Source organism: Parabacteroides sp. Y3-G-102 (assembly GCF_023656845.1).
Lineage (GTDB): Bacteria > Bacteroidota > Bacteroidia > Bacteroidales > Tannerellaceae > Parabacteroides > Parabacteroides distasonis.
In genome coordinates this window covers 89,268-115,160 of the sequence record NZ_JAMOKU010000009.1, presented here as the reverse complement: position 1 = coordinate 115,160, position 25,893 = coordinate 89,268, and the positions used below count along the sequence as shown (strand labels likewise).

The window sequence follows — 25,893 nt, the reverse complement described above, 5'->3', positions numbered from 1 at the left end:
TTACAGTCCTCCTTTTTCTATTTGTTTGGTTATTATCCTTTTGACCTGTTCAAATGATACAGGTGTAAAATTGTTGTTATCAACACCTACATCGTATTGTGTCGGATAAAGATACTGAAGCCTGTCTGCATCAATACCGGTATTGTTCTTCCGTGTGTGAACGTGCCCGAACAGTTGCCATACATCCTTGTATCCACCATCAAAGCATAGAAAGGGATAATGGTTCAAATATATCCTCTGTTTTCCGATTTCTATGTGCATCTGCATTGCCACATACTCAAATCTGTCAATGTAACCTTGGCGTATATTCTTCAAATCATGGTTGCCCATAATCAGATATATCTTTCCGTTCAACCTGTCAAGGATTTTAGTCCATTCGGCTGAACCGCCAAGACAGAAATCGCCCAAATGAAACACGATATCATCTTGTCCGATTGTATTATTCCAATTGGCTATGATAGTTTCATTCATCATCTCCACATCCTTGAACGGTCTGTTACAGAAACGAATGATATTCCCATGATAAAAATGGGTGTCAGATGTAAAGAACACCTTACTACCGTCAAATTTATAGCTCATTTCTTCTCAATTTATGTGCATCACTGCACGTTAATAATCCGGTTACTAACAGCCCATCAGACGGAAATGGCAGAAGAGCATCGTAAAGGCAACTGTCACAAATGGGCATAACAAAAAAAGTTGGAAAGTTTGGTAAAGACTCTCCAACTATTCAGTTTCTATTCTCTCAAAGTACAATAAAGTACTTGCTATGTTCGCTGGAAAGTATTTACTCTACGAGGTTCAATGCATGAAACATGAACACTCGACACGGATTCTGTGCGTTTATTGCTCAGAATTGCGGTTGTGATTGATAATATGTTCATTCTGTTTCTTTGCATCGTTAATGTTTATATTGTCTCAAAAGCGGTGCAAAATTAGTAAATAAATCCCAATCACACATCATTTTACATTAAATTCTTTTGCCATGCAGAAAATACTTGGCTCAAAATTTTGTGTTATGCTATAAAAACATTATGTTTGCATAGCATAATAAAAGCGTAATATGAACTTCGTTGATAGAATAGAAGAAACAGCACGACTGAGGGATGCTCTTTCAAGAGAGAAGTCCTCGTTGGTCGTAGTGTACGGTCGCAGGCGGTTGGGTAAGTCAACACTTATCAAAAGGGTGTTGTTGGACAGTGATGTATATTTCCTTGCCGACCGTTCCGAAGGGCAACATCAAAGAACTTTGCTTGCAAAGGTGGTAGCACAAGTATTTCCTGATTTTGATAAGCTGACTTATCCGGATTGGGAATCTCTGTTTCGTGCGGTCAATTATCGCACAGACAAGCGTTTCACATTATGCTTGGATGAATATCCATATCTTGTGGAGCAATCCCCGGAACTGCCGTCAGTGTTGCAGAAACTTGTTGATGAGAAGCAGTTGAAGTATAATCTTGTACTTTGTGGTTCATCACAGAATATGATGTATGGACTGTTTCTTGATTCTACTGCACCTCTATATGGGCGTGCTGATGAGATAATGAGACTTACGCCGATACGTTTGCCGTATATTCAGGAGGCTTTGAACCTTGACGCTGTGAGTGCCGTTGAAGAGTATGCTGTATGGGGCGGTGTACCTCGTTATTGGGAACTAAGAGAAAACAGAAACTCACTTTCCGATGCGTTGTGGCACAATATCCTTTCGATAAATGGGACTCTTTACGAGGAGCCGATAAAACTGTTTCAGGATGATGTGAAGGATATTGTCAAGACTTCTACAATCATGTCCTATATCGGCTCCGGTGCAAATCGTCTTTCTGAGATTGCTGCCAGATGTAATGAGCCTGCAACTAATCTGTCGCGTCCGTTGAAGAAACTTATCGATCTCGGATTTTTAGAGAAAGATGTTCCGTTCGGAATTGACGAAAAGAATGCGAAAAAGAGCCTATATAAGATTGCAGACCCATTTATGGCGTTCTATTATCAATTTGTTGTACCAAACCGTTCGTTCATCGAGCTTGGTCGTCGTTTGCCATTAGAACAGGCTTTGGCAGCCCATTTCTCGGAGTATGTGAGTATGCATTGGGAAAAACTATGCAGGGACGCTGTAACGGGAAATATGGTCAATGGAATTGTTTACGGTAAGGCAAAGCGCTGGTGGGGACCGCTTCTCAATGAGGATAAGAAGCCGGAACAAATAGAGATTGATGTGATGGCCGAGTCGCTTGATAAAAAATATTTGTTAGTTGGCGAATGCAAATGGACAAACCAGGAGAATGGCAAACAACTTACAGCCGAGCTTCTCCGTAAAGCCAACCTGCTGCCATTTACCAAGAATTACAATATTCTCCCGGTATTATTTCTTAAGAATGCACCGAAAGATGATGTAAGGAATACGATGTTGCCGGAAAGTGTTGTTGAGTTGATGAAATGAATTGACTAAATTAAAGAACTATGAGTGGAGGATATTTTGATAGGAGCACATACGCAATGCGTGAGATTGCCAATACTATTGAGCGTGATATTGCAAGGGCTTTACAACCAAAGCCGGAGAAAGTTCAAGAGGATTATTGGACTATTTACGAGAAAGATTGCTTTGGCTCATACCATAGTTATAAAGATTTCATGAGTTTTGGGAGCTATGAAGATGCGGAGTCTTTTCTTCTGAGAGATAAAACCATTGTCAAGGCGGAACAAAAATACGCAGACCGACGATTCTTTGATGATGGAGTGATTTTCCAATCGAAAAAGCGATATATGTCAGATGTTCCTGATGACGAACAGATTCCGGTATTGTACTCAATCCATCATTGTTATTATGACCATTATCCGTATAATGCTGATGTATTGGAACTGTCGAATGAGACGATTGATGCGATGAAAGAGGCATATCGGCAAATTCGTATAGCAGAGATATATGCTACTCGTGTAGATTGGATGATGAGTGGCGATGATAGTGAAGAGAGTTTCCGTGAACGTATCAAGGAAGACTTGGAGGAGTTTGAAAAGGAATATGTGTCCAAAGATTGGACAAACTTTTGTGAAGGTGATTAAAAATCTAATTTATATGGCTACAGAGACAAAACGTGTAAAAACCAAGATTTGTTGCTTGGATTTAGATAAGGATTGTTCGGATTACCTCAATGAGAGGTTTGATGTTTATGATGGAAGTTTGGGAAAACCTATTGATGTGTCTGGAAAAAATTACCGGGGTTTGAATTTGTTACTTAATTATAAACTGCCTCAAAATATACATGAGTATGACATATTCATCGAAGATATGGTGAAGTCTGATAAAATTCCGTATAGTATACAAGAGAATACAAGGAAGGAAATCTTGGGAACAAAAGTATACTATTTTGTAAGTAATGCACCTCAAACGGTGTTTGATCCATGTCCATTTGGAAGTTTCGTGTTGAATGAAGATATTCATAAACACAGAAATAAACCTGCAATTAGAATAGCGTTTCAAGCTCCTTATAATTTAGTAGAATATGTTTTTGAGGATATAACTGTTAGTTATTCAGGGCGGAGAGTTGAACACAATAATTACGAACACTTGGGGGATTTTTGTGTGTCTTCTATGGTTGGCTCTGAGGTGAAGTTATGTGAAAGCAATTTATCAAGAATTTTGTTTGAATCTTTCCTTGACGATATCTCCTATTGTCAAGTGTATGAGCATCCAACAAAATGGGATAATGACGGGAAAAGGGTCAAAGATGAGCAATTTTTACCCCTGTTAATGAATAGAGCAGGAGGTATTGTTTCTTACCTTTGGTTAAGCAAGAGCGATATAATTTTGGTGTTGCCTCGAACAAAGAGGAAGCGTGAATTGTTGCAAAAAGTAATGCAAGAATTTGTATTTAAATATTTCTCTGAATATTTTCCGGAAGTGGAAGAGTCATTATGGTTAAATCAGCCAACTTATTATTTACCAAGACAAGAAGAATTGCTTAAAGAAAAAGAGGAGTTAATTGCAAAATATAATGAGAGTCTGGCGGTTTTGGATAAAAGAATAGAAAAGAATAACAATGAATACTCATTTTTGCATAAACTTCTTACAGCAACGGGAGATGAGTTAGTTGAGGCTTGTATAAAATATTTTAAATGGTTGGGGTTTAAAAATGTAATTGATAAAGATAAAGAACTTGATAAAGATTTCAATGAGGAAGATGTTCAAATTGAGACTGAAGACAACGGATTGCTCCTTATAGAAATAAAAGGTATTAATGGAACTTCAACCGATGCTCAATGTAGTCAGATTTTTAAAAATGTTTTTCGAAGAAGAGAGGAACAGCAAAGATTTGACGTTTTTGGCTTGTACATCGTTAATAATGAAAGGGGTGTAGAACCTCTATCAAGAACTATTCCTCCATTTAATCAACAACAGATAAAAGATGCGGTTAATGAAAAAAGAGGCTTGTGCTATACATGGCAATTGTTTAATCTTTATTTTGAGATAGAAGATGGTATCATAAATAAGCAGGAAGTTCAAAGTATGTTATTTGATAAAGGATTGATTGATTTCAGCCCAAAAGTAAGTGAAGTCGCTGTGCCGCATAAGTACTATAAACAGCATACTATAGTTTGCCTGAAAATTGATAATATCAATATCAATGTAGGGGATTATTTCTTCTACAAAGAAGCCGATAGATGGAAGAAAGTGAAAATTTTAACTATCAAGGATGGGGACGAGAATTACCAGACCGTATCAAATGGAAGTTATGGATTTGAACTTGAGGCTCGGTGTCCGAATAATAAAATGCTATACATTCAGGCATAAAATCAGAGGATTCCTTAATTTACAACCTGAAAGTTGTGGATTCCCAATTATTTATAGTACCTTTGTCTGCGATAAGACAAAGGTATTCTGATATTATACAGTGATGGAAGTACAAATTGATGCGTCTTTAGAACAGTCTGAAAATATTATCGCAGATGATGTAGATGCGTGGATGTTGCATTCACAGACTATTGCAACAATTATGTCGAATCGAATGGAGCAGCTCGGTATGACTCAAAAGGCGTTGGCTATGAAGATGAATTGTTCTCAGCAATACATCTCTAAAGTACTGAAAGGACGGGAGAACCTGTCATTGGAAACTCTGTGCAAGATTGAAAAAGCATTGGATATCAAGATACTGAATAGTAATATAAAAGTAAAGTAACCACTCATAATAAGGCAAGGATATGTCAATACAAAGCGAAGCGGCATTGGAAGCCGGACTGATAGCCACTCTTATGCAAATGGACTATGAGTATGTCCAAATCGCAGAAGAGGATAATTTGTATGCCAATTTCAAGCGGCAGTTGGAAATCCACAACCGCAAACGCTTGGAGGAACACGGACGTACCGGGTTTACGGCAGAGGAATTTGAGAAGATTGTCATCTATCTTGAAGGAGGCTCGCGCTTTGAAAAGGCAAAGAAACTTCGTGATTTATATCCGCTTGATACAGCAGACGGACAACGTATATGGGTGGAGTTTCTAAACAGGCAGCAGTGGTGCCAAAACGAGTTTCAGGTTTCCAACCAAATAACCGTAGAAGGACGGAAGAAATGCCGTTATGATGTGACAATCCTTATCAATGGCTTGCCTTTAGTACAGATTGAATTGAAACGTAGAGGAGTGGAGCTGAAACAGGCATACAACCAGATACAGCGTTATCACAAGACTTCGTTTCATGGATTGTTTGACTATATCCAGTTGTTTGTCATCTCAAATGGTGTCAATACCCGTTATTTTGCCAATAATCCAAATAGCGGCTACAAGTTTACATTCAATTGGACTGATGCTCAAAATCATCCATTCAATGAATTGGATATGTTTGCATCATTCTTTTTGGAAAAATGCACGCTTGGTAAAATCATCGGCAAATACATTGTGCTTCATGAGGGTGACAAATGCCTGATGGTGCTTCGCCCATATCAGTTCTATGCCGTAGAAAAGATTTTGGACAGGGTGCAAAACTCCAATGACAACGGTTATATCTGGCATACAACAGGAGCAGGAAAAACGTTGACTTCATTCAAGGCAGCACAGCTTGTATCGGAATTGGATGATGTGGACAAGGTGATGTTCGTAGTTGATCGTCATGACCTCGATACACAGACCCAATCGGAATATGAAGCATTTGAACCGGGTGCGGTTGATAGTACTGATAATACGGATGAACTTGTAAAACGCCTGCAAAGCAATTCCAAGATTATCATCACTACCATTCAGAAACTTAATGCCGCAGTAAGCAAGACATGGTACAGCAGCAAGATTGAGGATATTCGTCATTCCCGTATCGTGATGATATTTGATGAGTGTCATCGCAGTCATTTCGGGGATAGTCATAAGAAGATTATGAAGTTCTTTGACGATGCCCAAATATTCGGCTTTACGGGAACCCCTATCTTTACCGAGAATGCTGTGGATGGTCATACGACTAAAGAAATATTCGGAAATTGTCTTCATAAATATCTCATTAAGGATGCTATTGCCGATGAAAATGTGCTTGGTTTCCTTGTGGAGTATTATCATGCCAATGAAATTGTTGATAACGACAATCAAAGTCGTATGGAAGAAATTGCCAAATTCATTATTAACAATTTCAATAAGTCTACATTTGACGGAGAATTTGATGCGCTGTTTGCCGTGCAGTCCGTACCGATGCTTATCCGCTATTACAAGATATTCAAATCGTTAAAGCCAAGTATTCGTATTGGTGCAGTATTTACCTATGGTGCAAACAGTAGTCAGGATGATGACCAGACAGGTATGGGTACAGGGCAATATGTTAGTGAGAGCGTAGGCGAAGCGGATGAGCTGCAAGCTATCATGGACGATTATAATGAAATGTTTGGTACAGCATTTACTACCGAAAATTTCCGTGCATACTACGATGACATCAACCTGCGTATGAAAAAGAAGAAAGCGGATATGAAACCGCTTGACCTTTGTCTTGTCGTGGGTATGTTCCTTACAGGCTTTGATAGCAAAAAGCTGAACACGCTTTATGTAGATAAGAATATGGAATATCATGGTCTGCTGCAAGCATTCAGCCGTACCAACCGGGTGTTGAACGAGAAGAAACGATTCGGCAAGATTGTGTGTTTCCGTGATTTGAAAAGCAATGTCGATAAGTCTATCAAATTGTTCAGCAACTCAGATAATCCGGAAGATATAATCCGTCCTCCGTTTGAGGATGTAAAAAAGGAATATCAAAGACTGGCGGTAGATTTCTTGCAAAAATATCCTACACCAAGCAGCATAGACCTTTTGCAAAGTGAAAATGACAAGAAGAATTTTGTGCTCGCATTCCGTGATATTATCCGTAAACATGCAGAAATACAGATATACGAAGACTACAATGAGGATGCAGATGACCTTGGAATGACTGAACAACAGTTCAACGATTATAAAAGTAAATATCTTGATATTACAGTTGGGTTTATCGATCCACCGGTAACACCGTCTGTTGTTGCGGAAGATTCTGTGCCTTATGGAAATAGTCAAGGTTTGGAAGATATTGATTTCTGTCTTGAATTGTTGCACAGCGATATCATCAATGTGGCTTACATCCTTGAACTCATTGCGGAACTTGACCCGTATAGCGATGATTATTCAGCAAAACGCCAGCATATCCTTGATACTATGATTAAGGATGCCGGAATGCGAGGCAAGGCTAAACTCATTGACGGCTTTATCCGGAAGAATGTGGATGAAGACAAGGAGAACTTTATGAACGGACGAAATAAGGCTGATGGAACAAATGAGTTGGAGGAACGTTTGAACCAATATATTGTTTCGGAACGCAATAAGGCGGTGAATGATTTGGCCGATGATGAACAAATTTCAGCAGATGTGCTTAATCTTTACATCAAAGAGTATGACTATTTACAAAAGGAGCAGCCGGGAATAATACAGAAAGCCTTGAAAGAGAAGCACCTCGGACTTATCAAAACCCGGAAGGCTTTGACGAGAATAATGGAAAGGCTGCGCAATATAATAAGGACTTTTAATTGGGAGTAGACATGTCAACATATAAAATATATAATGAGCAACTAACGCTTATAAAGGAGAAGCCATTTAAGCTGGAGAAAGAAATTCAAAACATAGTTGAAAAGAATCTCCAGCCACTGCTTGGGCTTGATTTTATTAAAACGGAATTTTCCATTGGTTCTTTCCGTATAGATTCTTTGGCATTTGATTCGGAGAAGAAGTCTTTTGTAATCATAGAATATAAAAGGGATAAGAATTTCAGTGTAATCGACCAAGGTTATGCTTACTTGTCTTTAATGCTAAATAACAAGGCGGAATTCATCTTGGAGTATAACGAATCAAAGTCTGGCATACTCAAACGAAATGATGTGGACTGGTCTCAGTCAAAAGTGTTGTTTGTATCGCCTAATTTTACAACATATCAAAAAGAAGCAATTAATTTCAAGGATTTACCTATAGAACTATGGGAAATCAAACGCTTTACAAATGATACTCTTTCGTTTGAACAGATTGTGAATCGTTCAAGCAAAGAAAGTATTAAAACAGTCTCAAACAACGAGACAATAACAACTGTAAGTAAGGAGATAAAGGTATATAGCGAACAGGATCATTTGGAGAACGTTGAAGATGACTTCCTGAATATATATGCTGAAATTAAAGAATTTTTGCTGTCTTTTGGAGAAGATATTACGATATATCCCAAAAAGAAAACCATTGGTTTCAAGATAGGAGGAAAGGTATTTTGTGATATAGTTATGCAAAACAAGGGCATAAGACTATTTCTAAACGCCAAGAAAGGAACACTCAAAGACCCGGAAGGTATTACCCGTGATGTATCAGAAGTTGGACACTGGGGAAATGGAGCTTATGAGGTTCGTTTTCCTTTGAAAAATGAAACTGAAATAGATTATGTTTTTAACTTGTTACGTCAAACAATAAATAAGAATAAGGAATAAGATATTATGAGCGAAGAATTACAGCAGAAACTCCGTGACCAGCTTTGGGAGGTCGCAAATCGTTTGCGTGGCAATATGTCGGCAAGTGACTTCATGTATTTTACACTGGGGTTCATTTTTTATAAATATCTGTCGGAGAAAATAGAAAAGTATGCCGACAATGCCTTAGCGGATGATGGGGTGAGTTTTAAGGAATTGTGGGAAATGGAGGATGCCGATGCGGTGGAACTGCAAGAGGAGGCCAAGAACCAATGCTTGGAGAATATCGGCTATTTCATAGAGCCGAAATTTTTGTTTTCGTCAATAATAGAGTCTATCAAGCATAAAGAAAACATCTTGCCTATGCTTGAACGTTCTTTGAAGCGTATTGAGGATAGTACATTGGGACAGGATAGTGAAGAGGATTTTGGCGGTTTGTTCTCTGATATAGATTTGGCTTCGCCTAAGTTGGGCAAGACTGCCGATGACAAGAATACGCTTGTCAGCAATGTACTTCTTGCATTGGACGATATAGACTTTGGCGTGGAGGCTTCGCAGGAGATTGATATTTTGGGTGATGCTTACGAATATATGATTTCGCAATTTGCCGCAGGAGCCGGAAAAAAGGCTGGAGAGTTCTATACCCCGCAGGAAGTCAGCCGTATCTTGGCAGAGATTGTTTCCATTGGACATCAGCGTTTACGCAATGTCTATGACCCTACTTGCGGTAGTGGTTCGCTACTTCTTCGTGCTGCCAATATCGGAAATGCTGTTGATATTTACGGACAGGAAAAGAATCCGACAACTTACAATCTTGCCCGAATGAATATGTTGCTGCACGGCATCCGATTCAGCAACTTTAAGATTGAAAATGGTGATACGCTCGAATGGGATGCCTTTGGAGATACCCAGTTTGACGCTGTGGTAGCAAATCCTCCGTTCTCTGCCGAATGGAGTGCTGCCGACAAGTTCAATAACGATGACCGTTTCAGCAAGGCAGGACGGCTTGCTCCACGTAAGACTGCCGACTATGCCTTTATCCTGCACATGATTTATCACTTGAACGAAGGCGGGACAATGGCTTGTGTTGCTCCGCATGGTGTGTTGTTCCGTGGTAATGCAGAAGGTGTTATCCGTCGTTTCCTTATAGAAAAGAAAAATTATGTGGATGCCATTATTGGCTTGCCTGCCAACATCTTCTACGGCACAAGCATCCCGACATGTATTCTTGTGTTCAAGAAGTGCCGCAAAGAAGACGACAATATCCTGTTCATTGATGCCAGCAAGGAGTTTGAAAAAGTTAAGACTCAAAACAAACTCCGAGAGCAGCATATCCAAAAGATTGTCGAGACTTACCGTGACCGCAAGGAAATAGAAAAGTACAGTCATTTGGCTACCTTGAAAGAGGTGGAGGAGAACGATTACAATCTGAATATTCCACGCTACGTTGATACTTTTGAAGAGGAAGAACCTATCGACATCAAGGCTGTAATGGCTGAAATAAAGGAACTGGAAGCCAAGCGTGCTGAGTTGGATAAGGAGATTGAGGTATATCTGAAAGAATTGGGTCTTGTAGAATAAGCTAACGAGTAATTGCAACATGGGAGAAAATGACAATATACCTCAGATGGTTCCATCATTTGAGAATATACTCCGAAAGGACGAGAGCGGAAATGAATATTGGAGTTCCCGTGACCTTTGTGGTGCAATGGGCTATTCTGCTTATTGGAAATTCCAAAGGGTCATAGATAAAGCCATCAAAGTAGCCGGAGAAAAAGGAATGAATGTGGACGAGCATTTCAACCAAGCGGTTGATATGGTCAGGATAGGAAACGGTTCATTCCGCAAGGTAAACATATTCCGTCTCTCTCGTATGGCATGTATGATTATTGCGGAAAATGCTGATGGCAAAAAGTTGCTTGTTCAACAGGCACGAGACTTTTTCTCGCAATCTGTCTCAATGACAGAACTTATGCATAATTCGCTAAGCGCTAATATATTATTGTATAAAACAGCCCAAGGGGAAGCACGTATAGAAGTCATTTTCAACAGCGAAACATTCTGGATGTCCCAGAAAAGAATGGCAGATTTGTTTGGGGTTGATGTCCGCACCATTAACTACCATCTTGGACAGATTTATGAAAGCGGAGAGCTCACCAAAGAGGCAACTATCCGAAAAATTGGGATAGTTCAAACAGAAGGAGACCGGGAAGTGGAGCGTATGCCGCTATTCTACAACCTCGATGCTATTGTAGCGGTGGGGTATAGAGTAAATAGCTATCAAGCTACTCAATTCCGTATTTGGGCAACTTCAGTGCTGAAAGAGTTTATCATTAAAGGATATGCCCTCGATGACGAGAGGCTGAAACAGGGCAAACATTTCGGAAAGGACTATTTTGACGATTTGCTTGAGCGTATTCGTGAAATACGCACCTCAGAGCGCAGATATTACCAAAAGATAACTGACATTTATGCAGAATGCAGTGCGGATTACGACCCGAAATCAGAAGATACAAAGTTGTTCTTCAAGATGGTACAGAATATGATGCACCTTGCCGTTACCCATCATACGGCTGCGGAAATTATCTATCAACGGGCTGATTCCGAGCAACCTTACATGGGACTTACCACATGGAAGAAAGCTCCTGATGGAAGAGTGCAAAAGTCTGATACCATCATTGCAAAAAATTACCTGTCAGATTCTGAATTGTCCCAGTTGAATCTTATCACAACTGCCTTTCTTGATATGGCAGAATCTCGTGCTGCACGTCATATCGTTTCAACTATGGATGATTGGAAAAGGTTCCTTCAACAATATCTTGCAGCGATGGATTACGAGCCGTGCGATACGGCAGGAAAAGTGACACAAGAAGAAGCAAAAGATAAGGCTTATAGTGAATACGAAAAATATAAACTGATTCAAGATAAATCATACATATCAGATTTTGATCGTTTTAATGAGGGTAATGATGAAACTCCATTGCTTCCATTTGATTTGAATCCTACAAAAGAATGACAACTATGGCAATAGATAATAAAGATAAAAAAGTCCTTAATGTTCCCCATTTGAGATTCCCGGAGTTTAGTGGTGAGTGGGAGAAATGTAAGTTCGGTGATATAGCAACAGGATTCGACTATGGTATGAATGCTGCTGCAAAGCCTTTTGATGGCGAGAATAAATATATCCGCATTACAGACATAGATGAAGCATCGTCAACTTATAATGATACGGATATTGTATCTCCTGACGGGACGCTGACAGATAATTATGTGGTAAATGACCGAGATATCCTATTAGCAAGGACAGGGGCAAGTACAGGGAAATCTTATCTATATAGGAAATCTGATGGAAAACTTTATTATGCAGGTTTTTTGATTAGGGCAAATGTGACAGAGCATAATCCATATTTTGTGTTTTCACAATTACATACTCATAGGTATTGGAGATGGGTTTCAATAATGTCTGCACGCTCTGGGCAGCCAGGAATCAACTCACAAGAATATTCTTCCTTTCCTATATTTACGACCTCATTACAAGAAGAAAATAAAATCTCCACATTGTTATCTCTTCTTGATGAGCGCATCGCTACCCAAAACAAAATCATTGAGGATTTAAAGAAACTAAAGTCTGCGATTAGTAAACAGGCATTTGCTCAAAAGCCTAATGGATGGAATAGATTAGACACTTTGTTCTCAAAAGGTAAGGCTGGCGGCACTCCAACTTCTACAAATAAAGAATACTATAATGGAGAAATACCATTCTTGAGTATTAACGATATAACAAAGCAAGGTAAGTATGTCCGATACACGGAAAATCATTTGAGTCGAAGCGGATTAGAGAACTCTTCGGCATGGGTGGTTCCAGAGTATAGTTTAATAATATCAATGTACGCATCGGTTGGCTTGGTAACTATAAATGAAGTACCTATTACTACAAGCCAGGCAATGTTTGCGATGCGGCTCAGAGACAAAGATTTATTGGATTATCTGTACTACTACTTGTCATATTTTAAGTATCGCCACATCCACAAATATCTTGAAACTGGTACACAAAGTAATATTAACGCTGATATTGTTCGCGGAATAATGATTCCAACTTATGGACATAGTCGCAATATGAAAATTGCGTCAACACTGCAAAGCATTGATGCGAAAATCGACAATGAGTTATCTGTACTTAAACTATTCAATAGGCAAAAGAACTATCTTTTGTCCCAGATGTTTATATGAACATCTGGGTAAGGAGGTATTGCTTCTGCATGGTTAACAAGGTTAGTCTTCGCAGCTCATTAATGATGCACTCATCGTATGAGTGTAGTATTTTTGCGACCCAAAGAATGTTATTGCCATTTGAGGAATACGGTAACACATAGTTTTCTACATCCCCTTTACCAATATTCATTTGGGCAGCACCTTGACCACAAGCTATCATACTATTCTCAAATCTTTGAGAAGATAGAATTTGATATAGGAACTCTTGATTTACATTTTTCGCAAGTTGTAACAAACCAACTCGTTGGTTGAGTAAATAGTTCCCATTCTTACAAAGAGAAACACGCCCAACATTACCCGTAAGAGATATTAAAATATCTCCTTCTTTTAATACTTGGTGGTCTTGTATATCGTTCGGCAAGTTGATTATGCAATTGCAATCTTCATCGTTTATATATCGCTCGCCTGGCACATTTGTTATTGTGAGGATTTTCCATTTGCCCAGTGCATTATACTTGCCACTCTGGAATGCGTAACCATTTTTCAATGTCGCAATATTCGACAAGCATATAGTAGTTTCTAACAAATCTTTTCGTGCGAACAAATATTTACTAATCGCAGACATTTCCGTTATTCAATCCTTAATCAAAGGACTTGCAGCACAACTTACACAGTCAGGTACTCCCAATATACGCTTGTGTGATTGCCTTGAATGCCATTCATCCACATTGCAAGAAAATTGCGTATCTGTGACTGGCTCATATCCTGTATATGGTGCAACTGGACTTATTGGCTATACCAACAACTATGCTTATAATGGCGAATCAATTTTAATAGTCAAAGATGGTTCCGGTGTTGGTTCTTTGTCGTATGTTAATGACCATTTTTCTGTAATTGGAACACTCAACTATCTAACAGCCAAAGAAAATTACTCAATTCTTTACCTGTATTATGCACTTATGGCGTTCAATTTCACTCCATATATAACAGGAATGGCTATCCCTCACATCTACTTCAAAGATTATGGGAAGGCAAAATTATTCTACCCATCCATTGAAAAGCGAATAAGGATTGCATCATTGCTACATAACATCGATCAAAAGTTAGTTGCGGAACAAAACCTTGTTATATCACTAAGCGCACAAAAATCTTACCTGTTGCGTATGTTGTTTATATAAACATCATGTGCAATAGATATTGTTTCTGTAAATTCAAGCACCTTAAAAGTTCCTGTTCTATAGACAGTTTTTCCTCTATTGAGGATGTTAAGTTTGTTATATTCTTTTGTTGTGCCATAGATGGTAAAGGACATTTGATATGATTGATGTCCTTAAGATATGCAGTTTTCATTGTTCCCTCTGTAATAATTCTGCTTATTTCTTTTGAGAAGTAAGAAGAAGACATCAGCAAATACAAATACTCTACATTGATATTTGTGTTCGGAACAATGCCCAATATACCTTGCTTGGTACAAACTGGATATTCATTTATAGATATTGCACCTATGGTAGCACCATTGGAGTATATAACAGACTTTGATGGAATAAGCCATGCTGATGATTTTTGCATACCCAGTTCTGTTATAAAGTCTTTATTATTTGTCAGATATTTACAAGACAAGTCTTCAATCTTAATAAATGGAATTGTACCTTCTGTATAATATTCAACTACCGATGTCGTTGGAGTGCCACCTTCACCAGCTTTGATATAGAAAGAAGAAAACGGATAAAGTTTTCCTTTCAAAAGAACTGTCATCAATTCGTCAACAAGTCCTTTGATTAAGGATTGAAGTTTCTCAATGATTTTGTTTTGGGTAGCTATACGTTCATCAATCAACGACAATAATTCCGCTATCCTTTGTTGTTCTACCTCAGTAGGAACAGATACCTGAATCTTACGGACTTCATTTGCGGAAATCTCTAAAAAAGTCGATCCACAAGATTTCCTGATTAAATCCTTTTTCTTTGTTTGTATTAGATAATAAAGAAAATCCGTATTGCACTTTTTTGACACAAGTGATTGGAATCCTTGATTCGTAGCACATTTTCTAAGTGATAGCGAGCATTCTCCGATTGTTGCACGAGTACTTAAAAGTATCGTACCGGAAGGTAAAAGTTTAGCACTAGAATTATTCAACCCTTCTTCTGTTATAGTACGAATACTTAAATCAACGTATTTACTTTTGCCTATCTCAGAAGGTGTAAACCATTGTATTTCTCCATCCCAATATGATTTCACCGTAGTATCAGGAGTTCCTCCACCAATTACATTCGCTAAATCAATTAATGATTTTGAGTTCCATTCCTCCGTAAACTCCGGAAATCTCATATGGGGAACATCGCTCATTATATTTCTCTAATTATAGACATTTATCATTAAATGAAATAATATGAGCAACAAGACAATTAGAGAAATTGTGGTCGCATGGAAAGAGAGCAAGCGACCATTTGTGAAGCAGTCTACAATGGCTGCTTATGTGCTAATCTTGGAGAACCACATCCTTCCCTCTTTTGGAGAGTGTGATTCGCTCCATGAAGAGACTGTGCAGGACTATGTCCTGCGAAAAATCGAGAGTGGATTAAGTGTAAAATCTGTAAAGGACATTCTGATAGTTCTCAAAATGGTGATGAAGTTCGGGGTAAAAAACGAATGGATGGACTATTATGAATGGGACATCAAATATCCGACCATTTCGACAAACAAAGAATTGGAGGTTCTATCAGTAGCCAATCACAAAAAGGTGCTCAACCATATTCAAAACCATTTCTCTTTTGCCGGACTTGGCATTTACATTAGTCTATGTACCGGGCTTCGCATAGGGGAGGTCTGTGCCTTGAAGTGGAGCGACATCAACACAATGGATGGAACTATTACTGTAAACCGCACAATAGAGCGAATATATATTATTGATGGGATACAGAAACATACAGAGTTGGTTATCAATACTCCAAAAACTCAAAATTCCTGTAGAGAGATTCCTATGACAAAGGAATTGCTCGCAATGATGAAGCCTCTGAAAAGGGTAGTCAATGATGATTTTTATATTCTAACCAATGCTGAATATCCGACAGAACCGCGTACCTACCGGAATTATTATACCAAACTAATGGAAAAATTAGGTATCCCAAAACTAAAGTATCATACTGCAAGACATAGAAAATTTCGTAAATATCAACTAACCAATAGATTAGTTTGATTGCCAATAAGGGATGGTAACGATAAGGAAACCAGTGAACTTCTACACTTTACCTCATTTTGCCATTTCAAAGAACCACTTTGTCTGCTGCAAAGATAAGAGTATATCGTGAGAAAAAAGAATTTCCTCTAAGTTATTTTCACAGAGTCGTCTTTTGTATGGCTTTTTGTTTTAGCACAGTCTGTTCTCATGGTAAAGTACAGCCTCAGAAGGTGTATTTTCTGTTTTAGCAAGCATCTTCTTAAATCCCATTTACTTATAAATAAATATGTGTTATGCAAAAGCTTCACTTATTACTCTCCAAAGCCAAAGTCCATAGGAATATAGAAATCTTTAGCATATTCCTCATCAATATCACCAGAACCACCAATAATCTTCATAGGCTTGTCGGAAGTTACCTTGTCAGCAAGATTTTCATTCAAGAACTGCCCCAACAAATCAAGTTCGTCATGAAATGTACTATGATTCGTATTAATTATTTTTCGCATATCAAGATAGGATAAAAACTCATCCTCTGATTCAACAAAATCAGCAACGACCATCAAATCAAACAATGACACAGCCCATGTATCACGGAAATGCTCCTCCATCAAACCAGCAGTCACAAGCTTATCCATCTGTCCAAACAATGAAGAAAAATGTTGGAAGGTTACAGCTATCTTATATATTGGCTTCTTCTTATCAATAATAACTGTTCCTTCTTGTGTGCCAAATTCAGGTTTTGTAGAATTATAAATAAAATCAGCAGCTCTACAGCATTGTTTACATGCCTCAGCAACAGATGCCTTGAACTTACCCTTGGCTCCATCTAACCTAACTCTGTCTTTATAAGAAAGTTCATGGGCTTTAACTTCAATAATATAGATTGCCTTATCAGAAACACCAAGAATATCCAGTTCTGGATTCTTTTTTACCCCTTCCTCCACTATTTTATAATGTACAGAAGGATAAAACGTAACATCTGGCAGAAATGACTTCATGACAGACTTTACTTTACTCTCAATATAAACATCTCGGCTAATCGGAGACGTGTTCTGCTGGAAATTCTTCTGGTAATAGACTCCATTGCGCATCATAAGCTTTTCTGCAATCAAGAACAGATTTCTATGTGGAATCATAGGAGTAAAGCAATAATATTTATCACCATCTTTAACGAACGGCTTCTCAAAAATACTATGACCATTCATAATACTGCCTTTAAATTCGCTTTCTACAAGAAAAGCGGAATTATCACCAAATTTCATAGAAAGAGAATCTAGGACTCTTGTCTCCACCTCGCTTTGAGGATAGACCCAAAATACCATATGAGATCCTCTATAATCATCTGGTTGATACATAAGGAATTGCATGCCATCTTCCGTATGCGGCACATCTGGGTTTGCTTCAAAGAACGCACCAAATATACCTTTTGAGAAATCTTTATTCTCTAATCTAGCTTCATTACCAATAGGTCCAAAAGCCTTTTCTTCCCATTTCACCCACCGATCATGCATCTTTGTTGCACCATAGATAGTATCTTGGCTACATATCTTGCATATAACCCTATTTTCCAGATCCATAAAGAAATCAAATAGTTGGTCAACACTATAGCCGAATTGCTGTTGGTAAAAGGTCGTATGTGGGAAGAACATTTCTTTAAATACTTCATACACATGAACTTGATAACCATCGCCACGAACAGCGATGGTATCCATATGAATCATCCAATCAATAAATTGGGTAGGCTCGTCACCTAATGGCATATCAAGATGCATATAAGCTACAAACAAAGTCTTCAGTTTATCTCTCAAATCCTTTATGACATCATCTGTGGGGGTGTCTTTCCCATCATTGGGTAATGCAAGTCCAAAATTCATAGCATATTCTGCTATCACTTCTGCATTTTCATCCAGACGCATATCTGTGCCATTCATCTGAGCTATAAAGTGCTTTTCAATGTTTGGTAGGTGGTCTAACAAATATAATCCAATGCTTCCAAGTAGCTGAACTGAATCGTATTTTCTAAAATAACCCTCAACTATCTCAATATGCTCCCTTAGAGCAGTTTTAATAGCATCTTTATCTTTAAAGACTTTAAGCAGATACTTGCCCATAGCACGCATTTGCAATTCAAATGGATTTGAAGTATTGGCACATTGCCTAACTACTGTCTTTTTCTTCTTAGCCTTAGGGGGCTGTCTTTTCTTCTTTGTGTGTTTTCTTTTTCTAACCATATGAGTATTTGCCATAAAGTATCAATACTTCCCTAGGCCACTTACAATTTTAGACTTGAAATTAGAGTTGACGAAAATATGATGACCTTCTAATTTATATATCATATCAATAAGTTTAAAGTCCTTCTTAGCACTAAAAACATGTCGTTTAGCATAGAAGTATCTTAACATGTTTTGGCGCCTGATTTCTTTATCAGTTGCAATTGAGAATGTGCAGTCATACTCCTCCTTTTCTTTAAAATACACTCTGTCAAAAACTACTATCATTAGAGTCGGTGATAATGGGAATGTCAACTCTCCTCCATATTGAGCAAGTCCCATATACATAGGACGTGCATTTTTCACATGAGGCTCAACAATAATTGGAAAATCACTTGTATAGAAATCATCATTTTCACTTACGAGAAACATCCATATATTATTTGCTATCGCATTAGCAAAATCCATAAGAGTCTCATCATCTAAATAGGTTAACTGTGCATGGAGAACTGGTGCTTCACATTCTATGTCTATTTCCAGATTATTAATAGATTCATCTCCTTTTTCTTTGGCTAGAAAATATTTCACCATGTCAATTCTTGCTCTCTCCATCCTGAGATAGTCGTCAACTGTTGAATCTTTAAATAGAGGATGTCGAAAAAATTGAGTAACAAGATGCAATGCTAGTTCTCTTTTTTCTTCAAACTGTAAACGGTATTGTTCCTTGCCCGAAATCCATTCGTCCTTTATGACATCTATGGATTGTAAAAGCTGAGAGAGGTTTGGCTCAATTAAATTGGCAAAATGGTCATGCTCTATCGACAATCTATTGAGATTATTCCCGGATTTCTTGTTATTCTTTTCGCCATATGAAACTGAAATAGAGTACATATCATCTTCACAACAGACAGACATCATACTGGCTGGATATACCTTTGATTGCAGCTTATCGTATGTAAAAAGACTCTTGTCGTTATCAGAAAATCTCTTCAGATAGCATCTTGGGATATAGTGTTGTTTCATTATGAATTTACAATAGGTTTAAAATTACACAAAAGAATATGAATAATGAATTTCGATAGGTAATAATTAAGTAGCCTGTCTTTGCAATGGACACAATGCTTTAACGCTTGACATTAGCCTCTACCATATGGTATAAAATACAAAGCTCCAAGCTTACACATTACCACACATATACAAAAATCATATCAAATGCAACTCATTTACTAATCTATTCATCTGCATATTCTGAGAATGTTGAGTAGTTTTTATGTCCTCGCCCTTTCATTTTAGCAAGTGTTGTTTTGTCTATTCGAGTTTGAATATATATTGTTAATTCCTCAAATTTCTCAATTGGTAAATTATAGAGAGTCCTTGTTGGACCTATTTTATATCGTTTTTTTAGATGAGAAGAAAATGCTGCATAGTTCATATTTTCTTTTCCCACCTCATACTCTTTATATTCATTATATCGTTTAATTAGATGTCCGATATAGTTTGCTTTTATCGTATCAAAACCTATACAGCCTTCTGGATATTTTTGTTTTACCGTTTTCTTCGTCTGTTTTATTGAAATATTATTATTGTCCCCGACAATGGCATTTTCTACATTATTGTTAAAGTTTATAATTTTCTCAGAATTACTTTTGTTTGATATCGGAGTGGTTAAAAGCAAAAGTTTCTTTTTGTACACATCAATACTTGTAATATCGCCTTTGGTGATTTTTGAATGACAAGTAGGACAAAGCAAAAGTAAATTCCCTATTTCGTTGTTTGTAGGATTTTCATCTATATGATGAATCTCAAAATGCCCAACATCGTCATTTTGACAAAAAGGACAAACTGATCCGATTTCTTTCTGAAGGATGGCTCTTACTTTTGCCAACTGTGGTATAGCTATTCGTGATTTCATTATACTTTGGGCGAATATATATCAGAAAAGGGGGTAATCTATCTCATAATAAATCTGCGTAATGGGTTATAAACAGCCGAATGAGTTATGAAGTGCAGTAGGTGATGATTTAGCGACCTATCTTCTGCAATGATATACAACGCTTTGCATAACTCGGATAACCCATTGCAAATGGTAATACTATCTACGGAGAAAGACGAAACTTTCTCCGTTTTTTTTCTGACGGCTCTCTATTCAGACAACTGATTATATTTTTCATCTTATTGTTCATTGTTGTGGCAGTCTTACTTGTGAAGACTGCCTTTCATTTTTTCGCTCTGTCCTCTGCCGTGTTCCACTTCACATTCTACTCTATGTATTCGCTTCGGGATCGGTCTTCGTTCTCTTCGGCAAAGGTAGTTCCGGGCTTCTACGGACAAAAAGGTCGAGGCGGCAAGCCGTTTAGACGACAATCTCCACACTTCCATTTCATTGCAGGTAGTATTCTCGCCGTAAAACCTTGTTTGTCCTAAGCCCTACCTTTTTATCGCCTTGAAACGAAAACGACCGACCCGACGGAAATACGCAAAAAAAATGTCGGAAACGAGAGGACAGAGAAAAAGAAAAATTGAAACTCAATCTCCCTCTCCTCTGGAATCCGCATAAAATCAAAAATAATCATTCAAGAAGAACAGATGAAGTAAAGCGGTCGGCAGATTTGCCGACCGCTCCTTTTCTTTTTTATGCTTCGGATGGACAAAGCCCTCCCCAATGAAAAACACTTCGTTACTTTTGACAGTGAGTTGATACGGCTCAAAAGTAACAAAAAGCCATTGCTAAATGCCTCACAACAGCTTCTTGAATTTTATCTCTGCCAATCTGTTGATTTCATCTTTGTAGATCTCAAGATGATGCAGGATGATGTTTTCTACATAGATGCCAATGGTCATATCTCTGTTTCTCATCGACATGACTATCTCCGCCAACGTGTCCTGCAACTCTTTGGCGATATAGATGGTCTTGCGATTTTTCAAAGTGTTGCGACAGATGAAAAGCGACTCATAATCGCCTTTGTCAGCCTTTCGTCTTTCTCTTCTTGGGACTCTTGAAAAATCCTTTGACATAGGTTCGTCATTTGGACGTTCCGATTCAACACACAGCTCTTCAGATTGAGAATGTTTTATCTCACTCTCTTTTCTTTTCATGGGAATACCCTGTGAAATAAGTTCTCGGATGGCAACGGGATCTACCTTGCCGTTTTTGTTCTTTGTCATACTTCCTTAATTTTTATTGTCGTACAATTCACTGTTCATTACGTTGCCAAGATATTTACCGATGGAGATGAATACATCCGTTATCGGAGATATATCCAATAATTGGCTTGTACCAGCAGGGCTATATCCTTTTGTTCATACCCTTTCTGTGGAGATGTTAATTAGCGTCCATCAATACAATCGTTCGATTGTATCTGCTTTCGCACATTCCCACGTTCGAGTGAAAGAATCAAGGATATGTTCTTTGGTATATACCCTCACCTATATCGCTCATCGAAACGTGATGTTATCGAAGACGCACACCCTCACCGACATATTCGACAGTGCAAATATATGGCTCGGTGATGCTGTAATCAGTGTGATTTCCTTTAGTGCGTACTTGTGGCGTCAATTTGGATAGTTGTGGCTTCATATGAGGTAATGGAGTTAGACATGACGCTTAGTAATTTTGCATCCAAGCGGTAAGCCGAAGCTTTCGAGACATAAAGTGCTCTTTTTTGAGTGATACGTTTTCGTCCTTCATGGACAGACTTATTTGCATCGGGCAAATAGCAAGGTATGTTTTATGCAGCACGACTCCGTTTTTGCAGCATAAAACCCTTGCTCTTGCAGAGAGCTGAAAAAACTCCGAAGTCGTTTTTTCTTGGAGGAGAGAATGCCACATTCTGAATGCCGGTTACGCCGTGAAACACTAAAATCCAAAGTAAGAAATGAAAATGAAGAAAATTCGGAGCGCACGCTCCAAAGAGAAGACAGAAAAGCGTGTTTCGGTCAATTTCACGCCGACGGAATACGCTCATTTCCTCACGATGAAAGAGGAAAGCGGTGTGCCAAGTCTGTCACTATTCATCAAGGCAAGGGTCTTTAACGAGACTTTCCGAGTGATAAAAGTGGATCGTTCCTTGCTTGACTATTATCAAAAACTGACGACTTTGTACGGACAATTTCGCAGTGTCGGAGTGAATTACAACCAGACAGTTGTCGCTTTGAAGAGCAACTTTACTGAGAAAAAAGCCTTTGCAATGCTTGCCAAGTTGGAGAAAATGACGTTTGAATTGGCAATAATTGGAGGTGAAATCGTGCAACTCACCCGTGAGTTTCAGGAGAAATGGCAACATCGGCAATAGCCTTTTACTGTGCATTATTATTCCTTAATGAACAAAAATCAGGCTTCCCTCTCATTTCGGGAAGCCTGATTAAGCATTTGAATGCAATTATCGTTTCTTGAACTTTCCGCCTTTCAGGTCACTCTCAACCATTCGTTTGTTCATTTTCTCTCGGAGGTCATCAAGGAAATAGGTGCGACTGTCATCCTTGCGGTGTTTCATGTTCATATAGACGTTGTAGCAGTTCTTGATTTCTACACCCAAGATTTCAGAAAAGGCATCTGCCAATTCTTCTATACCAATTTCACCATCGTTAATACAGCCATAGGTATCGAGTGCATAGAGTGGTTCGACCAAGTCTGTTGCCCTGCCTGTCCAACGGAGTTTCTTCGCAGGTCTGACTGGCAAAGCAGGAAGAAGCCCCTGCATTCGCATCCTCAACAATAGCAACTCTGTGTCAATAACACAGAGCAGTTCCGATACATTTTTTCCCCATTTCGGTTGTTATACCTATTTTTTCAACCATACCTCTTAAATGGAATCGAGTAAAGTTCAATGTGCGAAACAATGAAACAAGATTTTCTTCACTATTCCCCAACTTTATGATTTCTCTGATAAGGTCATCGGTTGCTTCCGTACTTTTATTAGAGAATAGCATCTCAAAAGATGCGTTTTTAATAAGTCTTTTCATATTGCCTGATGGTTTTTGCAGGCAAAGTTCTGAAGATTGTTCAGGGCAAAATAACCCTCAAACGGCAAGTAATATCCCTATTGCATAAAACTCACAAAGAGTCGAGATATTGCTTGGGTTTTATTCTGTGATATTTGCGGAAAGCCTCCGTGAAGTGGCTGAGATTGGCATATCCGATTTTATAGCCTACTTCGGATACAGAGTAAAGACGAGTGGAAAGCAGTCGTTTTGCCCATTCCATCTTTTCGGATAGGGCATACTCGGCAATCGCCTTGCCGATAACCTGCTTGAAGCATTTTTGCAGTTTGGAGCTGCTCATTGCTGCTTCACGTGCCAGTTCGGGAATGCTCGGTACGTTGTTTAAACTTTGTGAAATCCGGCGACGGACACGGAATACTGCTTCCACATCGTTCAAATTCAAGTTGGAAAGAGATTTTACTTCCGAACGCTTTTCGAGTTTTTCAAGGAATATTGTCAGCAGTTCTATTGCCTTTCCGTGCAGATGGAGGGGAGAGAAAGGCGCATCGCTTTTGGCTATCGCCTTGATGCCATCCAATACTTGTTGCATCGCAGGTGTGATAGTCTCGAAGAGATAAAAAGACTTGTCCGACAGGAGCAACCGACCGATATAGGTTTCGTGAGCCGTATCCATTTGCTCTATCCAATCCTTGTTGAAAGTCAATGTGATGTTTTCATACTGCCGTTTAGGCGCGAAAGTCCATTCCGTAGGGATATTGCTCGAAGGCATAAAGATACCGTCAAGTGTATCCACCCCAACCGTTTTCATGCTTGTACCGATAATCTGCTCGTGTTTATGCTCGTTGATATAAAACATCACGGGAATCCATTTCGAGTTTTCCACCGAGCGACGCACCATTGTCATCGGTTCGTATGCCATAAAACTGATGTAGGTCAATGTGAGCCACGGCAACGGGTAGTATTGCTTGAAAAAGCCGCTGCCCACCGAAGGCGGAATGGTAAAACCGTTATCCGTTACCGATGTGCCAAATTGCTCGGCAACCATCTCCATCCAATCTTCAGGCTTATTGATTGCACAAAATTCTATGATCATATCATTATACCTTTCTGCAAATTTACAAATGAACAAGGATAAAAAAGAAGATTTCCTTACACTTTTATCCTTGTTGAATCACATGCTCTATAAAAAAACAAGAGTATTCCTTTTTGAGGGAATACTCTTGCGATATGGGATTTACTCAAACGCGACTAAACTTGAAGGTACTCCCACGGCAGTAACAACGGGTGTTTGCGAGCATTCGCCCGTCTTGGTATTGTAGGTATAGTAGCCCGTTCCGTTATTGCACGTCATACCAAAGACGATGAAATCTTTGTAGCGGGTTATGGCAAAAGAACCGTTACTGTCGGTCATCGGCAAATCGATTTTTTCGATGGTTTTGTTCCAAATGTCGATTTTCACGGGCTGGAAGTCTTTCTTGAGTATTCCGAATTCAGTGTCCGTTACTTTCAGACAACTATATACTATGCCGTTACCTGCATAGTAAGACTTTATCATATATTGCCCGGTCTTGCCCATTCCCTTGATGGTCGTTTTCGACAGGTTGAACAGGTAGTCAGCATCCCATTGGTCGCTTCCCTTGCGGATACGCAGGAATCCTTCCTTATCTGCAACGTTGAAGTTGTTGCCGGCACTGTAAAAGTAGATGTCGCCCCGCTCGTCTATGAATGCATCGGAGTGACGAAACAATCCGACCACACTTGTGCGGCTGTCCTTGATGACCTCGGTCTTTTTCGTTTTAAGGTCAACAACAGCCACCTCTGCCCCCGTCCCCGGTACGGAGGTGTGGGGCGAATTGAGCTGGTTGAGGGCTACATACATCTTTCCGTCTCGAATGACATTGCATCCGGGATCGGGATTATTGTCCTGAACGGCATAAGGCGAGAGGTCGATTTCATCCTCCTTTTGCAACGTAGCGGTATTGATTAGTGCAATCTTGCCCCTTCCGTGCAAAGCAACGTATGCCCGCTGTTCGTCGATGAAGTTGATCTCTCCGGGTTGCGCCATCTGTTCAAAAGTCATCGTACCTGCTTTCTGCAGCTCGCCGTGCACTCCTCTTGTAAACTTGTGTACCTTATCTCCGAATTTCCCTTCGGGCACAAGTACCGTGTTTCCTTTTGCGAATAGATAACACCCAAAGCCGAATTCGAATGCTTTCTTGTTGTCTGTTGCTTGAGGAGTCAAATCGCCGAACGTGCCGACATAAGCACTTTTGTCCACATAATGTACAAAGGCAAAATGCTGTAGCACATCGTTGGGCGTAGGTTTTGGGTCGTCATTCTTGTCGCAAGATGTCAGCCCTATGGAGCCGACCAGCATAGCAGAAAAAGCTATGTTCTTCAATGTTGTTGTTCTCATTCTTATTTA

Annotated in this window: 22 protein-coding genes and 1 pseudogene; 12 read left to right on the top strand and 11 right to left on the bottom strand. The window is 39.0% G+C overall.

Going from position 1 to position 25,893, the window contains the following annotated elements; genetic code table 11:
* Nucleotides 1-579, bottom strand: coding sequence for a metallophosphoesterase (locus NBH16_RS06360; protein WP_178869897.1), 579 nt, complete (start codon nt 577-579; stop codon nt 1-3).
* A 484-nt stretch (nt 580-1,063) separates the two neighbouring features.
* On the opposite strand from NBH16_RS06360, the gene NBH16_RS06355 reads away from it, so the two are divergent.
* The 9 genes from NBH16_RS06355 (at nt 1,064) to NBH16_RS06315 (ending at nt 13,157) form a co-directional block, all read left to right on the top strand.
* Nucleotides 1,064-2,437 (top strand): ATP-binding protein, encoded by a 1,374-nt coding sequence (locus NBH16_RS06355; RefSeq protein WP_178869895.1) that lies wholly within the window; start codon nt 1,064-1,066, stop codon nt 2,435-2,437.
* 20 nt (nt 2,438-2,457) lie between these two features.
* Nucleotides 2,458-3,057: a hypothetical protein gene (locus tag NBH16_RS06350; protein ID WP_178869893.1), complete on the top strand. Its 600-nt coding sequence runs from the start codon at nt 2,458-2,460 to the stop codon at nt 3,055-3,057.
* Nucleotides 3,058-3,070: 13 nt separating this feature from the next.
* Nucleotides 3,071-4,786, top strand: a complete 1,716-nt coding sequence (locus NBH16_RS06345) for a hypothetical protein (RefSeq protein ID WP_135947234.1) — start codon at nt 3,071-3,073, stop codon at nt 4,784-4,786.
* 103 nt (nt 4,787-4,889) lie between these two features.
* Nucleotides 4,890-5,171: a helix-turn-helix domain-containing protein gene (locus NBH16_RS06340; RefSeq protein ID WP_178869920.1), complete on the top strand. Its 282-nt coding sequence runs from the start codon at nt 4,890-4,892 to the stop codon at nt 5,169-5,171.
* 22 nt (nt 5,172-5,193) lie between these two features.
* Nucleotides 5,194-8,022, top strand: a complete 2,829-nt coding sequence (locus tag NBH16_RS06335) for a type I restriction endonuclease subunit R (RefSeq protein WP_178869889.1) — start codon at nt 5,194-5,196, stop codon at nt 8,020-8,022.
* Between the two features lie 2 nt (nt 8,023-8,024).
* On the top strand, nt 8,025-8,948 hold the full coding sequence (locus NBH16_RS06330; protein ID WP_135947237.1) for a DUF5655 domain-containing protein: 924 nt from the start codon (nt 8,025-8,027) through the stop codon (nt 8,946-8,948).
* A gap of 6 nt (nt 8,949-8,954) precedes the next feature.
* Nucleotides 8,955-10,508 carry a type I restriction-modification system subunit M gene (locus tag NBH16_RS06325; protein ID WP_178869887.1) on the top strand — a complete coding sequence of 518 codons (1,554 nt, stop codon included), beginning with the start codon at nt 8,955-8,957 and terminating at the stop codon, nt 10,506-10,508.
* A gap of 19 nt (nt 10,509-10,527) precedes the next feature.
* Complete coding sequence (locus NBH16_RS06320) at nt 10,528-11,943, top strand: virulence RhuM family protein (RefSeq protein WP_250788238.1); 1,416 nt, start codon at nt 10,528-10,530, stop codon at nt 11,941-11,943.
* 5 nt (nt 11,944-11,948) lie between these two features.
* Nucleotides 11,949-13,157 (top strand): restriction endonuclease subunit S, encoded by a 1,209-nt coding sequence (locus tag NBH16_RS06315; protein ID WP_250788237.1) that lies wholly within the window; start codon nt 11,949-11,951, stop codon nt 13,155-13,157.
* Here NBH16_RS06315 and NBH16_RS06310 read toward each other — a convergent pair.
* Complete coding sequence (locus NBH16_RS06310; protein WP_250788236.1) at nt 13,150-13,764, bottom strand: restriction endonuclease subunit S; 615 nt, start codon at nt 13,762-13,764, stop codon at nt 13,150-13,152. The two genes, NBH16_RS06315 and NBH16_RS06310, sit on opposite strands and share 8 nt — an antisense overlap.
* A gap of 70 nt (nt 13,765-13,834) precedes the next feature.
* Here NBH16_RS06310 and NBH16_RS06305 point away from each other — a divergent pair, with 70 nt between their 5' ends.
* Nucleotides 13,835-14,317: a restriction endonuclease subunit S gene (locus tag NBH16_RS06305; RefSeq protein WP_270616521.1), complete on the top strand. Its 483-nt coding sequence runs from the start codon at nt 13,835-13,837 to the stop codon at nt 14,315-14,317.
* Here the strand turns inward: NBH16_RS06305 and NBH16_RS06300 are convergent.
* Nucleotides 14,310-15,485, bottom strand: a complete 1,176-nt coding sequence (locus tag NBH16_RS06300; RefSeq protein ID WP_250788234.1) for a restriction endonuclease subunit S — start codon at nt 15,483-15,485, stop codon at nt 14,310-14,312. The two genes, NBH16_RS06305 and NBH16_RS06300, sit on opposite strands and share 8 nt — an antisense overlap.
* A 43-nt stretch (nt 15,486-15,528) precedes the next feature.
* On the opposite strand from NBH16_RS06300, the pseudogene NBH16_RS06295 reads away from it, so the two are divergent.
* Nucleotides 15,529-16,293, top strand: a pseudogene (locus NBH16_RS06295) (tyrosine-type recombinase/integrase); the annotation flags it as partial.
* Nucleotides 16,294-16,628: 335 nt separating this feature from the next.
* Here NBH16_RS06295 and NBH16_RS06290 read toward each other — a convergent pair.
* The 4 genes from NBH16_RS06290 to NBH16_RS06275 all read right to left on the bottom strand — a co-directional run bounded on the left by NBH16_RS06290 (nt 16,629) and on the right by NBH16_RS06275 (nt 21,692).
* Nucleotides 16,629-18,563 carry a hypothetical protein gene (locus NBH16_RS06290; protein WP_230327937.1) on the bottom strand — a complete coding sequence of 645 codons (1,935 nt, stop codon included), beginning with the start codon at nt 18,561-18,563 and terminating at the stop codon, nt 16,629-16,631.
* 6 nt (nt 18,564-18,569) lie between these two features.
* Nucleotides 18,570-19,550: a DUF4238 domain-containing protein gene (locus NBH16_RS06285; RefSeq protein WP_061315417.1), complete on the bottom strand. Its 981-nt coding sequence runs from the start codon at nt 19,548-19,550 to the stop codon at nt 18,570-18,572.
* A gap of 208 nt (nt 19,551-19,758) precedes the next feature.
* On the bottom strand, nt 19,759-20,439 hold the full coding sequence (locus tag NBH16_RS06280) for an HNH endonuclease signature motif containing protein (RefSeq protein ID WP_061315418.1): 681 nt from the start codon (nt 20,437-20,439) through the stop codon (nt 19,759-19,761).
* 824 nt (nt 20,440-21,263) lie between these two features.
* Nucleotides 21,264-21,692, bottom strand: coding sequence for a DUF3408 domain-containing protein (locus tag NBH16_RS06275; protein WP_061315419.1), 429 nt, complete (start codon nt 21,690-21,692; stop codon nt 21,264-21,266).
* A gap of 710 nt (nt 21,693-22,402) precedes the next feature.
* Between NBH16_RS06275 and mobA the strand changes: the two genes are divergently transcribed.
* Nucleotides 22,403-22,819: a conjugal transfer protein MobA gene (gene mobA, locus NBH16_RS06270; RefSeq protein ID WP_004371349.1), complete on the top strand. Its 417-nt coding sequence runs from the start codon at nt 22,403-22,405 to the stop codon at nt 22,817-22,819.
* An 87-nt stretch (nt 22,820-22,906) separates the two neighbouring features.
* Here mobA and NBH16_RS06265 read toward each other — a convergent pair whose 3' ends face one another.
* From NBH16_RS06265 to NBH16_RS06250, 4 genes are all read right to left on the bottom strand, one after another.
* The gene (locus NBH16_RS06265; RefSeq protein ID WP_196009427.1) at nt 22,907-23,233 is read right to left on the bottom strand and encodes an RteC domain-containing protein; all 327 of its coding nucleotides are present in this window, start codon (nt 23,231-23,233) and stop codon (nt 22,907-22,909) included.
* Nucleotides 23,234-23,255: 22 nt separating this feature from the next.
* Nucleotides 23,256-23,489 carry a hypothetical protein gene (locus NBH16_RS06260; protein ID WP_004371347.1) on the bottom strand — a complete coding sequence of 78 codons (234 nt, stop codon included), beginning with the start codon at nt 23,487-23,489 and terminating at the stop codon, nt 23,256-23,258.
* A 91-nt stretch (nt 23,490-23,580) separates the two neighbouring features.
* Nucleotides 23,581-24,561: a helix-turn-helix domain-containing protein gene (locus tag NBH16_RS06255; RefSeq protein ID WP_196009426.1), complete on the bottom strand. Its 981-nt coding sequence runs from the start codon at nt 24,559-24,561 to the stop codon at nt 23,581-23,583.
* 141 nt (nt 24,562-24,702) lie between these two features.
* A complete protein-coding gene (locus tag NBH16_RS06250) occupies nt 24,703-25,884 on the bottom strand; it encodes a DUF4374 domain-containing protein (RefSeq protein WP_006951753.1) in 1,182 nt (393 codons plus the stop codon).
* Nucleotides 25,885-25,893: the final 9 nt, after the last annotated feature.

What these genes read in the sequence shown, in the direction of transcription:
- NBH16_RS06260 (WP_004371347.1), bottom strand. Translation starts at nt 23,489, where the DNA reads ATGAAAAGACTTATTAAAAACGCATCTTTTGAGATGCTATTCTCTAAT.
- NBH16_RS06250 (WP_006951753.1), bottom strand. Translation starts at nt 25,884, where the DNA reads ATGAGAACAACAACATTGAAGAACATAGCTTTTTCTGCTATGCTGGTC.
- NBH16_RS06340 (WP_178869920.1), top strand. Translation starts at nt 4,890, where the DNA reads ATGGAAGTACAAATTGATGCGTCTTTAGAACAGTCTGAAAATATTATC.
- mobA (WP_004371349.1), top strand. Translation starts at nt 22,403, where the DNA reads ATGAAAATGAAGAAAATTCGGAGCGCACGCTCCAAAGAGAAGACAGAA.
- NBH16_RS06355 (WP_178869895.1), top strand. Translation starts at nt 1,064, where the DNA reads ATGAACTTCGTTGATAGAATAGAAGAAACAGCACGACTGAGGGATGCT.
- NBH16_RS06275 (WP_061315419.1), bottom strand. Translation starts at nt 21,692, where the DNA reads ATGACAAAGAACAAAAACGGCAAGGTAGATCCCGTTGCCATCCGAGAA.
- NBH16_RS06350 (WP_178869893.1), top strand. Translation starts at nt 2,458, where the DNA reads ATGAGTGGAGGATATTTTGATAGGAGCACATACGCAATGCGTGAGATT.
- NBH16_RS06285 (WP_061315417.1), bottom strand. Translation starts at nt 19,550, where the DNA reads ATGAAACAACACTATATCCCAAGATGCTATCTGAAGAGATTTTCTGAT.
- NBH16_RS06315 (WP_250788237.1), top strand. Translation starts at nt 11,949, where the DNA reads ATGGCAATAGATAATAAAGATAAAAAAGTCCTTAATGTTCCCCATTTG.
- NBH16_RS06330 (WP_135947237.1), top strand. Translation starts at nt 8,025, where the DNA reads ATGTCAACATATAAAATATATAATGAGCAACTAACGCTTATAAAGGAG.
- NBH16_RS06300 (WP_250788234.1), bottom strand. Translation starts at nt 15,485, where the DNA reads ATGAGCGATGTTCCCCATATGAGATTTCCGGAGTTTACGGAGGAATGG.
- NBH16_RS06255 (WP_196009426.1), bottom strand. Translation starts at nt 24,561, where the DNA reads ATGATCATAGAATTTTGTGCAATCAATAAGCCTGAAGATTGGATGGAG.
- NBH16_RS06310 (WP_250788236.1), bottom strand. Translation starts at nt 13,764, where the DNA reads ATGTCTGCGATTAGTAAATATTTGTTCGCACGAAAAGATTTGTTAGAA.
- NBH16_RS06360 (WP_178869897.1), bottom strand. Translation starts at nt 579, where the DNA reads ATGAGCTATAAATTTGACGGTAGTAAGGTGTTCTTTACATCTGACACC.
- NBH16_RS06280 (WP_061315418.1), bottom strand. Translation starts at nt 20,439, where the DNA reads ATGAAATCACGAATAGCTATACCACAGTTGGCAAAAGTAAGAGCCATC.
- NBH16_RS06320 (WP_250788238.1), top strand. Translation starts at nt 10,528, where the DNA reads ATGGGAGAAAATGACAATATACCTCAGATGGTTCCATCATTTGAGAAT.
- NBH16_RS06290 (WP_230327937.1), bottom strand. Translation starts at nt 18,563, where the DNA reads ATGGCAAATACTCATATGGTTAGAAAAAGAAAACACACAAAGAAGAAA.
- NBH16_RS06325 (WP_178869887.1), top strand. Translation starts at nt 8,955, where the DNA reads ATGAGCGAAGAATTACAGCAGAAACTCCGTGACCAGCTTTGGGAGGTC.
- NBH16_RS06335 (WP_178869889.1), top strand. Translation starts at nt 5,194, where the DNA reads ATGTCAATACAAAGCGAAGCGGCATTGGAAGCCGGACTGATAGCCACT.
- NBH16_RS06345 (WP_135947234.1), top strand. Translation starts at nt 3,071, where the DNA reads ATGGCTACAGAGACAAAACGTGTAAAAACCAAGATTTGTTGCTTGGAT.
- NBH16_RS06265 (WP_196009427.1), bottom strand. Translation starts at nt 23,233, where the DNA reads ATGCGAATGCAGGGGCTTCTTCCTGCTTTGCCAGTCAGACCTGCGAAG.